We start from the raw sequence: 13,008 nt of genomic DNA on the forward strand, positions 1-13,008 counted from the left end.
ATGAAAAAAATTTCAGATATATTAAAACAATCCAATACATGTTTATTCTCCTTTGAATTTTTTCCACCTAAGACAAATGAAGGTGAAATAAAATTTTTTCAAACTCTAAAAGAAATATCTAAGCTAAACCCTGCGTTTGTATCGGTTACTTACGGTGCAGGTGGAAGTACGAAAGAAAAAACAATTGAGCTGTCCGAAAAAATCAACAAAGAAAATATGTTTCCGGCGATGTGTCATTTTACTTGTGTGAGTGTAAATTCAGAACAGATTGAAAAAACTTTACACGAAATCAACAGTAAAGGGATTTCTAATTTAATGGCGTTGAGAGGAGACCCGCCTGCTGGGGAAGGTATATTCCAAAAAACAACCGGTGGATTTTCTAATGCAACTGAATTGATTCAGTTTATTAAAGAAAAAAAGTTCAATTTTTCTATAGCAGGAGGGTGTTATCCAGAGAAGCACCCGGAAACAAAAACTATGGAAGAAGAAATTTTTTTCTTATCGAAAAAAGTTGAAGCCGGAGCAGAATTTTTAATTACACAGTTATTTTTTTCTAATCCTGTGTTTGAAAAATATAGAGAACTTGCAATTCGTTCTAATGTAGAAGTTCCAATTATTCCGGGGATTATGCCGATTACGGATTTTAAGCAAATTGAAAGATTTAAAAAAATGACCGGCTGCAATATCCCTGAAAATTTTGTAAGTCGTTTAGAAAAATTCAAGGAGAATCCGGATGATTTTTTAAAAGTAAGTTTAGATTTTACGACTCACCAATGTTTGGAATTAATGAAAAGTGGCGTAAAGGGATTACATTTTTACACACTGAATCAATCCAAAACGAGTTATGAAATCGTAAAAAACTTAACTTAAAGGTTTATATCTCTTGATCTAAGAAAAGTTGCAAGGATTTGTTTTCTTTTGCAACTCCACTTTCAATAGCCTTTCGGTAAAGAGTTTGAACTGCTCCCCTTCCCTTTTCTCCTAAATTTTTTGTAAACTGGTTGACGTATAAATTGATATGTTCGTTTACCACTTCTTCAGAAATACTTTGAGAGTGCTTTAGTATATACTCTTTGGTTTTACTCGGATATTTCCATGCAAATTCTAAACTATTTCTTAAAGCCTTGTCAACTTGGTTTTGAATATTTTTAGATATACTTCTTTTTATAGCAATAGCTCCAAGAGGGATCGGGCAATTGGTTTCTTTTTCCCACCATTCTCCAAGGTCTATTAATTTTTCAAACCCTCTTTTTTCAAAGGTAAATCTTTCTTCATGAATAATTACACCGAGTGAATAGTTCTCCTGTTCCATTTGTGGAATAATTTTATCGTAGCGAATAGGTATGGGAGTAAAATTATTTTTTAAATAAAGTGAAAGAAGAAGATTGGCAGTAGTGTTTAGACCCGGAACTAAAATGGATTGACCAACTGGATCAAGAGTTGAGCTATCTTTTTTTTTAATTAGTATCGGTCCACAATTTTGACCTAAGGCAGAGCCGGTATTTAAGAGTATATATTTATCCATTACTTGAAAATATTTTGCAAAAGAAAGTTTTGTAATATCGTATTTGGCTATTTCTGCACTTTTGTTCAGCTCTTCTACGTCGTGCAGCTCTTCTATAAATTTTAAAAAATCGGATTGCAATTCATGGATTAAATGAAAAAATAAAAATGTATCGTTTGGACAGGGTGAATAGGCAAGAGTAAGTTTTTGTTGCATAACCTTTTTTTGTGTTTAGCTTTTTAGTAGTCAAATACTTTACATTGAACACGATGATTTTTACAGAACAAAAATTCAAGTAAAGGAGAAAGTATGTGCACCTCTGTAATCTATCGTGATCTTGAAAACCAAAGTATTTTTTTAGGGTTCAACAGAGACGAATCTGTAAAAAGAAAGAAAGCGATCTCTCCTTCGATTGAAAAAATAAATGATGTAGAAGTTCTCTGCCCAAAAGACGGCGATTACGGTGGGACTTGGATCGGGGTGAATTCAACTGGAGAAATATTTGCGATATTGAATTTTTATGAAGCGCAGTTGAAGATTCTCAGAAACCCTGTTAGTCGAGGATTACTCCTTCGCTCTGTACTCTTCAAGGAGATTGCGTTAGACGGTATAGATGCTCAGGGTCTCGTAAAATACTATCCTTTCAGAATTATAAAAATTAATTATTCAACTGTAATGCTTTTTGAATGGAATGGAGAATCTATACACACTCAAGAGGATGCCGGCAAGTGGCAAGTTTTTGGCAGCTCATTTACCCTTGGGAAAAAAGCAGAAATTGAAAGGAGAAGATTATTTGAAGAAAAATTTCTCCCGGACATAAAAAATTTTCAAGATATGGAAAATACGTCTATTCGATTTTTAACCAGCCATATTCCTGAAGCCGGAGCACTCTCCCCTTGCATGCACAGAAGAGAAGCAAGAACTGTGTCTCAAACTTTGATCACCCTAAGAAAAAATGTAGTTTCTATGAAGTACAAAAATTCCCCTCCTTGTGAAACAGAAGAGTTTGAAAATTTTTCTATGCCGATTGTTGGGCACTAACGCCTTCTTCTAAATTGTGAGTTTATTTTCTAATAGAGCATTTTGCACACGCCTCAGAATAGGAGGAAAGTTTTCTATTCTGCATTGATTTTGGTTTAAACAAAAGAAAAAATACGCTCTTTAAAGTAGGAAAGATTAGATACAATATAGCCAAACTTACAACGAAATAAATAATTTTGTCTTGAAATTCTATATTCATTTTGAAGCCTCTTTCATTTTTTTGTATAACGGAAAAGTAAGCAACACCACTAAAACTTCTAACCCACCAAAGAAGGTAGATAAAAATCCAAAATTGTGTTCCGAGGAAATATTCGTGTTCAAATAATTTTCTAAAAATACAGAAACAAGAGGTCCAAGCATAAACCCAATCGACCCTACTCCCGTAAATCCTGACATCACACTTGCGTTGTAACCTTTCGGTGCCATAAGCGAGGCAGACATCATAGAAGGTACAAACATGACTCCGGCTCCTATGCCACACAATAGAAGCACAGGAAGAATTAGCTTAGGGTGGTTTAAATAGCCTGCAATGGATAGACTCACTCCATATAAAAAAGACCCTGCAAGCATTAGTGGGAATGTTCCGACTTTTTTTGATAGTCTTGCAAACGGATAAGATAAAAGGCTCATCGGTATGAGAACTGCCGCCAGAAAAAATCCTACTTGTCCTGAATTCAAAGAAAGAGATTCTCTTAGGTGAATATTGAAAGTAGTTACAAAAAATCCGACCGTGAATCTATCAATAAAATTATAAATATAAGGAATCAGAAAATATTTATTTTGAGAGAGGGCTTTTTTCCATTTTGCAAATGTTACTTTTTCGTGAAAATGGATCGGGTGGTCTTTTAAGTAGATAAAGGAAATTATACCAATTGCAAACATTATTCCTGAGGCTGTATAAATTGGGATATATGGGTTTTGTCTTCCAAGAATTCCGAGTGGTGAGCCGATCCCTACTCCGAGAGACAGAAGCATCCCGGCAAGCCCCATGAGTATTCCTTTTTTATAGTGGGTTGGATTTGAGTTATCATTCTCTTTGTCAGTGATGGAGGAGAGCAAAAGCCCGATAACGAAAATATGACAGATCCCTTCAAAGAATCTGGCAAACTGAAGAATGGTGATTTCTCTTGTTCCTCCGAGAATTAAAAAACAGATTCCGTCTAAAATTGCAAAAATCGAAATAAAAGTCCTTCTATTCTTAAACTTATCAGAAAAAAACCCGGCTATAGGGGAAAACAAAAACGATCCAAGCATGGCGATGCTCATAAATAGAGAGACCATAAAGTTGTTTCCGCCATGAATATCTTTTATAATATCTTTGAAAACCGGCACAATCATAGTAACCGGAAGCATTGTAAAAAAAATCAGGAATAAATGAAGAAGCGGGACTTTGTTTGGGTCTGAAAAATAATTTTTCTTCATCATAATCCCAGTAAATATACTTAAATCAATCAGTCAATTGATTTTGATTCTCAAATAGAAACTGAATTAGTTTATTCGCAAGTTTGTCTATTTAGTTTCTGTTGGGTGGCTTTCAGTTTTAGAGTCAAAAATATTGTCTTTTTTGAAAATTAACTCCATCTGAAATGGAGCTTGCACATATTTAGACGGGTCTGTTTCATAAGAAATATAAGCCAAGTATTTTTGAAACTTTATAATGTACATGTATTCTTTATAGGGCAAGTAACCAAGAACATCTTTGATTCCGCGAACCCAAATACTTTCAGGAGTGACTTTTTCGTATTGAACAGATTTTGCGGTAATCTGAGGGAGTAAGTCTTTGCAAGCAGGGTAGTCTCTTTTATTAATTTCTGTTTTGAACGTTTTAATAAGATTAAATTCTAACTTTTCTTTTTTGAGTTTTGCAGAATCAGGAAGAGTAGTAAAATAATATTCGTAGTATTCCTTATCCATGACCGTAGCTTGATCAGAGTCTTTTTTTTGCTCTTTAGGTTGATTGTTTTCCGTAGAATTGGAAGGTTGATCTTTTTTTTCGTTTACAGTCGCATTTTGCTTGTCTTGAGCAAATATTCCAATTGAAATAGCTAAAAATAAAAGAGTTGTTCTCATATCTACCTCATATTATCGGCTTATACTGCAATAAAATAAAATACTTGTAAAGAATTTTATTTTTTTTGTTCGACGAAATTTGAGCATAAATATATCGTATTTTAAAAACTGAGTGCAAAATCTAAATGTTTGGCAAAGATTCGAAAATATTAAACGTAGGTATCGCAGAGATAAAAATTGGTAAAAGTCCCGATGTGCTTAGGACTACCTTAGGGTCTTGCATTGGGGTCGTTTTGTATGAGCCTGTAAAGAAAATAGGAGCAATCTCTCATATTATGTTGGCTAAGGATCCTACCGGAAAGGATAGTTTAAAGACCCCCGGAAAATACGGAGAAACTGCTCTACCCTTGGTGATTAAAGCTATGGAGGGGGAAGGTTGCAAAATCGGTACATTTTATGCTCGGATTTTTGGCGGAGCATCCATGTTTAAGGGGATTAACTCAAATTTTTTACAAAATATCGGTGAAAATAATATCCAGATAACCAAAGAAATTTTGCAAAGTAAAAATATACCTATTATTGTAGAGGATATCGGCGGGCACGATGGAAGAACTATTAGTTTGTATTTGGACGATGGAAGGATTCTGTTAAAAAAAGGTGGAGTGGAAAAATATTTATATAAAGTAAAATAAACGATGAAAGAAAAAATTGATGCAGTTCTGAGCGATGTAAATAAATTACCATCTATTTCTAATGTAGTTATTAAAGTAATGGAAATGGTGAGAGACCCTGCGGTGTCTATACAGGATCTTGCTACTGAAATATCTAAAGACCCTGCGATTACTGCAACTATCATTAAGCTTTCTAACTCAGCTTATTATAGAGCAAGTAAACCAATTAAAACAGTACAAGAATCACTTATGACTCTTGGAATCAAAGTTGTAAAAGAAATTATTTTAGTTACAGCCGCTAAGGGTATTTTTTATAAAGATGTACAAGGGTATCAAATTGAAGCAGAGGCAATGTGGTTGCATTCTTTAATTGTAGCCGAGCTTTCTTTTAGAATTTCCCAGCACAAAAAATTGACCTTACCGAAAGACTTAGTTTTCACTGCGGGTCTCTTGCACGATGTAGGGAAAATGATTATGGCTCAATTTTTCCCATCAGTTTTATTTAATATAAAAAATGAGGTAAAGGATTCAAAAGAGCCGTTCACTGAATTAGAAAAAAAATATTTTGGTTACGACCATCAAGAAGTAGGAAAGAAAGCTCTTGAGAAATGGAATTTTCCTGAAGAGTTAATCGAAGTTATTGCATATCATCACAACCCCGAGGAAGCTAAAAAATTTCCTTTACTCACAGCAGTAGTCCATATTGCAAATACCATAGCCATAGTGTCTGGAGTAGGGATTGATATTGGCGGGATTTCTCAGCCATTGTCAAAAGTAGCCTTGCAAGTCACAGGTGTTACTGAAAAAGATCTTCAAGATTATTATCTAATGATTCCTGATTTAGAAAAGAGTCTTGCAGAGTTAAAATCTATTTAAAATTGAATATTGCGTTAATTGGTCCAAGAGGGGCAGGCAAATCCAAGATTTCTAGAAAGCTAACAAAAATTATCGGTAATCCAGTTGTGTCAACAGACATGATTGCAGTTTATGAATCCGGTGGTCATTCGATTGAAGAGCAAATCAGAGAAGCAAATGGAGATTGGAAGAATTTTAGAGATTTAGAATTTAGAATTTTAGAAAAAATCTCAGAAGCAAAAAATATCATTTTAGATTGTGGTGGAGGGATTATTTTTGATGTAAATGATCTTGGTGAAGAAATTGTAAGCGAAAGAAAAGTACGGTTACTAAAATCGTTTGCTAAAATAATTTTTGTGTATCAAAGCAAAGAAAATCTATTACAAAAAGTAAAGAATGATTCCAATCGCCCTACTCTTAGCCAGATTAATTCTTACGAAGAAATATTGAACAGAAGAATGCCGGTATATTCAAAAATTGCAGATTTGCAATTGAATTTAGATGGTAAAAAACCGGAAGAAGCAGCAAGTGAAATTCTACAATTATTAAAAGGAAAGTTCTAACCCAAGTGAAGTTGCATAATCAAAAGTCACTTGAGATAGTATAGGGATCTGGAATGGACCAAGATTAGAATAAACTGTATCCTTGGAATAGTAGTTCCTAAAGTTCACGAATAGTGTAGTATTGGAAGATTTTGGTTTTCCACGAAAACTTGCAGAAAAGGAGGACATGCTCGGAGAATTCATTTGAGAAATTCCTCCTAAGTTTAAGTTGAACGAGCTTGGAAAAAGAAATGGATTTAGTAGATTTTGCTGAGATATTTCACTTCCACCGGAGCGATTCATAATATTGGAATAATTTCCACCAACATAGAATGAGTAATTTTTATTATTATCCAAGAAAATTGTCAAACCTACCGCAGCAGAATCTGCCCCGTGTAAGTTTGTAAAATTATAATTGAATTGGTTTTTTTGTGGGTCAGTGGTGTTCAAATAATTGTATCTTAAATTGAATGCAATGTTTTTGATATTTAAGAGCACAGATAGTCTTCCTCCATCGGGTGAACTGAAATTAATTGAATTGTCTTTTCTTGAATTAAATAGAGCCGCTTGGATCTGTAAGTGTTGAGATGGCACAAAATTTGTTTGCAATTCGAGGAGCTTATCTCTTGAGCCGGATCCATACAAATCACGATCTATAAAGCGATTTGTTAGGGTAGAAACAGGTATGTGAGATTGAAAAATATAATTATTTACATTTGAAGTATAAGTATTTCCAGCAACGATTTGTGTGGAAAAGAATTCATTTCCTTGCAGATTAATTCCGGCAAAGGCAGTAGTTCTTTCTTTAAATCTGTCTCCATAATCAGAGCTGATTGTTCTCATTACCGCAGAAACACTGGAACTAATCGAATAATCTATTTCCATGTTTCTAAGTAATGGTTGATTGCGACTGACTGGAGTAAATCCTTTGTCTATATTGGTAAAAGGAATTTTAGGGGCCATTATAGAGTGAACTGTAAGTCGATTGTCTTTATAATTCAAGAAAGTCTCTCCTTGAACCGGTGCGGTATAAAGCATTTGGTTTAAGGACAATGAATTTGGACTTACCGAGTGGGTTATTGAAAACTCATTGTTTGATTTGTCTAAATCTTGGTTTAAAGAAGGGTTTAGCTTTAGAAAATCATTTTTCTTAGAGTTTGCATCGTTGGATTTCGCAGAATCATTTTCTGATTGTGAGGAATTTTGGTTCGATGAAATAATATTTTCAGAAATAGAAACCAACTCATCACTTGGGCCGTGTAGAGATTTTGTGTTATTCAGAGACTGAAAATAGCTACGCCCTGACTTCTTGAGTTTTACGGGTGTGAATGCAAGGATTGCGACGAATCCGGCCCCGGAAAGAACAGAAATCAGAATAGAAATTTTTGGGTTTATTGTACGATAAAGCATCTCTATTTTATTATACGCCTGAATTTAAAAAAATCAGACGTTACTTTGAGATTTTTATGAATTTAATCTTTGTCAATTTCTTTTTTTCTATCCACCCTGTCTTCTATTGCTCTCATTAGACTGTTTTGGGTGTATTTTCCGTCTTTTTCAATTTTACCAATCTGTAACTTCATCAGTTCCGGTATCAGGTCTATGATATGGGAAAAGGTCAAAATTCGAAACTTGTCTTTTTTCATGGATTCACGAATCTCTTCAGACAAGATTAGGTCTTTGCTGTTTGCAACCGGAATGTAAACAGAATAGGTCTCTCTTGCACTGCCCATAATCTGGCATATATCAAACCACGCTTCTATTTTCTGGTTGATCGCCCCTACCGGAAGAATTTCTCCGTATTGGGTTACAGAGCCGGAAACCGCAACCGTAGAAGATATTTCTATATCGGAAAGTGCAGAAAGAATTGCCAAAAGCTCTCCGGCACTCGCAGAATCACCGTCCACTATGTATTGGTTTTGTTCAAACATAATGGATGCGTCTAGGGCAAATGAATTTAGGTGAGAGAAAAATCCTTTGATATAGGATTGTAGAACAAACACTCCCTTATCATGAATGTCCCCGGACAGGTTTACTTCTCTTTCTATATTGATAAAGTTTCCGCTACCGATTACGGCTCTTGCAGAAATAGTGTTTACTTGCCCATAATCCGGCATGTAGTTATTTTGGGGAGAGGCTATTATGGATAGACCGTTGATCCTGCCTACTCTTTTTCCTGTCAGGAAGATATTGTACGAGCCGTTTTGAATATCTTCATAGTATTTTTTTCTGTGGAGAGAATTTCTTTTGTCGATGTTTGCGATCCCTGCTTCAATTTCAGCATCGGTGATTTCTTTTTTTGCTTTACCGAGAGCTAAAGACTCTTCAAACACTTTTTTGATTTCTGTGAGCCTTAGAGAAAATTTAGACTGGCTGTCGTTTAGTTTTAATGCGTATTCCAATAGCCTTTTCTTTGCTGAAGGAACAGGTTTCGGATAATCTTCCATGACCCAGTTGTCAATTAGAAGAGAGAAGCGATTGATGTTTTTCTTACTCAACTCTGCTTCATAGTCCAATTCAATCTTGATCCCAAAAGTTTCACGGAGGTCGCTATCTTTTTTCATTAGTTGCTCATAGAGATAGTCTTCTCCTATTAAGATAACTCTAAGCTGAAGAGGGAATTGCGGTAGCGCTCTGTCGAAAGACTGAAAAAAACTTACTTCGGGTAAATTTGCGAAATCTAATCTTTCTGTGACAAGGCAAGACTTTAGCACATCGTATAGATAGGGCTCGTTTAATAATTTAAACATAGGTAATACCAAGTAGCCACCGGTAGCCTTGATTAAGTTCCCCGGTTGGTATCTTTTTTCTGTAGGAACTCCCATTAAGCCCATTACGCTTGGAGTAGGATCATAAACTATGGAAGTAGTCTCTATATCCGGATCAAAGAGTGCTACCAACCCTTCTTTATAGTCCGGATCTTCGATAATCGAATTATTTTTACGGAAATAGTAGTATTTGGTATAAGTATTTTTTGTAATGTATTCCTTTTTTAAAAGGGATAAAATTCCGCTTCTTTTTCCGATTCCCTCAGAGCCTGTAATTACAAAGTGTGGAAAAATTTTTGGGTTGTCCAAGGCAAAACGAATCTGCTTTAAAGCGTCGCTTTGGAATAGAAAATAGTCCGGATGGATTTCTTTTTCTTTTAGCTCGTTTTTCCCGAAATCGGCTTCCTTTATTTCTACTTTTACGTCAGAATTTGTTAATTTTTTTAACATATTTACCTACTTTATTATATAATATCGTTTTTTCTTGGATTTTGCATAAGAAAGAATCTTTTCAAAAACCCATAAATCCCTTATATTGCAAGAGTTTCAGGGGTTTTATTTCCTGCAATTCAGATAATTTCCTTAGGGTGATTTTTGAGCCAAAATAGACCCTAAGTTAAGTGAATTAAGAAGATGAAATTACCGAAAAACCCTTTTGGATTTTTGCAAAATAGCAGGTTGAGAGTGATTCTTTTTGAATTTTAACAAATTTTAATTTAGAGAAAAACTAAACTTGAATAAATTGAGTTATGTAGGTTGCTGGAATAAGTATAGTTAAATTCAGGAGACAGATTTTGTCAGATTGGGCAAAGAAAAATTATAAAAATAGAAAGTGGGCAGGAGAGCTTACAGAAAAAAATGTAGGTGAAGAAATCTGTGTTTATGGCTGGGCGTTCAGGCTAAGAGATCAAGGTGGAGTAATCTTTATCGATCTAAGAGACAGATCGGGTATTATCCAAGTTGTAGCCAGAAAAGAAATCATTGGAGAGGAATTTGCTAAGGTAGATCATATTCGGTCTGAGTTTGTGATTGGTATAAAAGGGAAACTTCAAAAAAGAGACAAGGAGTCTATTAACCCAAAAATTCCTACTGGAACAATTGAAATTATCATAGAAGAATTAGAAGTACTCAATTCTGCAAAGACTCCTCCGTTTTCTCTTGATGAATTTGACGATACGGGAGAAGAAGTTCGTTTGAAGTATCGCTATTTAGAGTTTAGAAAAAATGAACTAAAAGAGAGGATGATTCTTCGGCACAAATTTATTTTTGCAATTCGGAAATTTTTAAATGAGAAAGGGTTTTTAGAAATCGAAACTCCTATCTTGAATAAATCTACTCCTGAAGGTGCGAGAGACTTTCTTGTTCCTTCAAGATTGAACCCGGGAAGTTTTTATGCACTACCCCAGTCCCCTCAAATTTTTAAGCAAATCTTGATGGTGGGTGGAATGGACAGATACTTTCAAGTTGTAAAATGTTTTAGAGATGAAGATCTTCGCGCAGACAGGCAACCCGAATTTACACAATTGGATATGGAATTTTCTTTTGTGGATGAAGAAGATATACTTAGAGAAATTGAAGTGATGATTTCACACGTATTTAGTGAGGTATTTGGAATAAAATTGAATTCCCCTTTTCCGAGAATGAGCTACGATGAAGCGATGAATTCTTACGGCTCGGATAAGCCTGACCTTCGATTTGGAATGAAGCTGCATAACGTATCTGATATTGTAAAAAATTCTGACTTTCAGGTGTTTACTCAAGCAGTCCAAGCAGGAGGAATGGTAAAAGCGATTTGTGTAAAAGGCGGGTCTGTAATATCCAGAAAGGAAATAGAGGATTTGACTTCTTGGTTGAACAAAGACTTTAAAGTAAAAGGGTTGGCTTATATGAAGCACACTCCTTCCGGTTTAGAGTCAACGATTACAAAGAGATTTACAAAAGAGGAATTGGAAGGAATTTCCAAAGCAGTAGATTCCAAAGAAGGCGATATGGTTTTCTTTGTTGCGGATAAGACAGATATTGTGCATGCAGGACTTGGTGCTTTGCGTTTAAAATTATCGGAAAAGTTTGAAACTCCAAGAGACGATGAAATTAATCTTACTTGGGTCTTGAATTTCCCTATGTTTGAATTGGATGAGAAAGGTGCGTTAGGCGCTATACACCACCCTTTTACTTCTCCCACAGAAGATTGTATTTCGTATTTTGATTCTATGGAGAAATTGAAAGAAAATCTCTCTAAGTTGAAATCTAAGGCTTACGATTTAGTATTGAATGGAACTGAAATTGGGGGTGGAAGTATCAGAATCCATGATAAATCAATACAGGAAAAAGTTTTTCGTGCGTTAGGTATAGATGAAGAGGAAGCAACTGAAAGGTTTGGGTTTCTTTTAGAGGCTTTGCAGTTTGGTGCTCCCCCTCATGGAGGCATAGCGTTTGGCATTGATCGAATACTCATGCTTTTATCGGGAGGGAAATCAATTCGTGATGTTATTGCATTCCCAAAAACTCAGAAAGGATTATGCTTGATGAGTGAGTGCCCTACTCCTGTCGATGACAAGCAATTGTCTGAATTGAAAATACGAACAATCAAAGTCTGATGGTGAAAAAAGAAAAGCAAAACAAAAAAGATAAGGCTCAGTATTCTTTTCAGGATTATTCTTTGTATTTGAAAATTTGCGGGATCAATGATTCCAAGATAAAGGATCTTGAGAAAAATCTATCTATTGATATTATTCCGAGAGGGAACACCCTCCTTTTATCCGGAAGTCAAAAAAAAATCACAGGGGCATTAAATTTTTTTTCAAAGCTGGAGGAGAATTTTCGATTGAGACCGGATAAAGAAAATGTGGAATTTGCTGACATTCAATATATGATCGGGATTAACGAAAAAAAACAAGTGAAAGATTTAGTGGGAGACAAGATAAACCCTCTTTGGAAGCCTTCTGAAAAAGTATTTACTACATACCGAGGAAAAACAATTTTTCCAAGAACCTACAACCAAGAAATTTTCTATAATAGCTTGAATGAAAATATGATTACGTTTGCGATTGGTCCTGCCGGTACAGGAAAAACATTTTTATCTATTGCTACAGCGTGCAAGATGCTACAAACCGGTGAAGTAGAGAGATTGGTTTTAACAAGACCCGCAGTTGAGGCAGGAGAGTCTTTGGGATTTTTGCCGGGTGACCTTTCTCAAAAAGTGGATCCTTATCTTCGTCCGATTTACGACGCACTGTATGAATGTATAGGGTACGAAAAAGTGCAAGAGCTTTTGAGTACGGGGAAAATCGAGATTGCTCCGATTGCATTCATGAGAGGCAGGACTCTTGCAAATTCTTTTATCTTGTTGGACGAGGCTCAAAATTGTACGATAAACCAACTAAAAATGATTTTGACAAGGTTAGGTAGAAATTCTAGAATGAGTCTATCCGGAGATATTACGCAAATAGATTTGGAATACGGTAAATCCGGTTTAGATAGAGTTGTATCTTTGTTTCAGGATACAGAGGGGATCGGTTTGGTTATTTTTGGAAAAGAAGATATAACAAGGCACCCGTTGGTAGAAAAAATAGTTCGTAAATTTGAAGAACTTAAATAGGCGGGTTGAATATTTGAAA

General features: G+C 35.2%; 12 protein-coding genes. 7 read left to right on the forward strand and 5 right to left on the reverse strand.

Annotated elements, in window-relative coordinates; genetic code table 11:
* Positions 1-870 carry a methylenetetrahydrofolate reductase [NAD(P)H] gene (metF, locus tag HS129_15505; GenBank protein ID MBE7413441.1) on the forward strand — a complete coding sequence of 290 codons (870 nt, stop codon included), beginning with the start codon at positions 1-3 and terminating at the stop codon, positions 868-870.
* A gap of 4 nt (positions 871-874) precedes the next feature.
* Here the strand turns inward: metF and HS129_15510 are convergent, their stop codons facing one another.
* Positions 875-1,720, reverse strand: a complete 846-nt coding sequence (locus HS129_15510) for a 1,4-dihydroxy-6-naphthoate synthase (protein MBE7413442.1) — start codon at positions 1,718-1,720, stop codon at positions 875-877.
* Positions 1,721-1,813: 93 nt separating this feature from the next.
* On the opposite strand from HS129_15510, the gene HS129_15515 reads away from it, so the two are divergent.
* Entirely contained in the window at positions 1,814-2,545 is a 732-nt protein-coding gene (locus HS129_15515) for an NRDE family protein (protein MBE7413443.1), read from the forward strand.
* A 195-nt stretch (positions 2,546-2,740) separates the two neighbouring features.
* Here the strand turns inward: HS129_15515 and HS129_15520 are convergent, their stop codons facing one another.
* Both HS129_15520 and HS129_15525 read right to left on the reverse strand, forming a co-directional pair.
* Positions 2,741-3,970 carry an MFS transporter gene (locus HS129_15520; protein MBE7413444.1) on the reverse strand — a complete coding sequence of 410 codons (1,230 nt, stop codon included), beginning with the start codon at positions 3,968-3,970 and terminating at the stop codon, positions 2,741-2,743.
* Positions 3,971-4,054: 84 nt separating this feature from the next.
* Positions 4,055-4,615, reverse strand: coding sequence for a hypothetical protein (locus HS129_15525; protein MBE7413445.1), 561 nt, complete (start codon positions 4,613-4,615; stop codon positions 4,055-4,057).
* A 125-nt stretch (positions 4,616-4,740) separates the two neighbouring features.
* Here HS129_15525 and HS129_15530 point away from each other — a divergent pair, with 125 nt between their 5' ends.
* From HS129_15530 to HS129_15540, 3 genes are read left to right on the forward strand one after another with little or no spacing between them, the layout of a single operon-like run.
* Positions 4,741-5,247, forward strand: a complete 507-nt coding sequence (locus tag HS129_15530; GenBank protein MBE7413446.1) for a chemotaxis protein CheD — start codon at positions 4,741-4,743, stop codon at positions 5,245-5,247.
* A gap of 3 nt (positions 5,248-5,250) precedes the next feature.
* On the forward strand, positions 5,251-6,102 hold the full coding sequence (locus tag HS129_15535) for an HDOD domain-containing protein (protein ID MBE7413447.1): 852 nt from the start codon (positions 5,251-5,253) through the stop codon (positions 6,100-6,102).
* Positions 6,093-6,644 (forward strand): shikimate kinase, encoded by a 552-nt coding sequence (locus tag HS129_15540; protein ID MBE7413448.1) that lies wholly within the window; start codon positions 6,093-6,095, stop codon positions 6,642-6,644. The genes HS129_15535 and HS129_15540 overlap by 10 nt, the downstream gene beginning before the upstream one ends.
* On the opposite strand, the gene HS129_15545 is transcribed toward HS129_15540, so the two are convergent.
* The gene (locus tag HS129_15545) at positions 6,627-8,033 is read right to left on the reverse strand and encodes a hypothetical protein (GenBank protein ID MBE7413449.1); all 1,407 of its coding nucleotides are present in this window, start codon (positions 8,031-8,033) and stop codon (positions 6,627-6,629) included. The genes HS129_15540 and HS129_15545 overlap by 18 nt on opposite strands.
* A 62-nt stretch (positions 8,034-8,095) precedes the next feature.
* Positions 8,096-9,841, reverse strand: coding sequence for an AAA family ATPase (locus HS129_15550; protein MBE7413450.1), 1,746 nt, complete (start codon positions 9,839-9,841; stop codon positions 8,096-8,098).
* A 344-nt stretch (positions 9,842-10,185) separates the two neighbouring features.
* On the opposite strand from HS129_15550, the gene aspS reads away from it, so the two are divergent.
* Positions 10,186-11,988 carry an aspartate--tRNA ligase gene (aspS, locus tag HS129_15555; GenBank protein ID MBE7413451.1) on the forward strand — a complete coding sequence of 601 codons (1,803 nt, stop codon included), beginning with the start codon at positions 10,186-10,188 and terminating at the stop codon, positions 11,986-11,988.
* A 125-nt stretch (positions 11,989-12,113) separates the two neighbouring features.
* The gene (locus tag HS129_15560; GenBank protein MBE7413452.1) at positions 12,114-12,989 is read left to right on the forward strand and encodes a PhoH family protein; all 876 of its coding nucleotides are present in this window, start codon (positions 12,114-12,116) and stop codon (positions 12,987-12,989) included.
* The last annotated feature ends 19 nt before the right edge of the window (positions 12,990-13,008 follow it).

The sequence above is a fragment of the Leptospiraceae bacterium genome (assembly GCA_015075105.1).
Lineage (GTDB): Bacteria > Spirochaetota > Leptospiria > Leptospirales > Leptospiraceae > JABWCC01.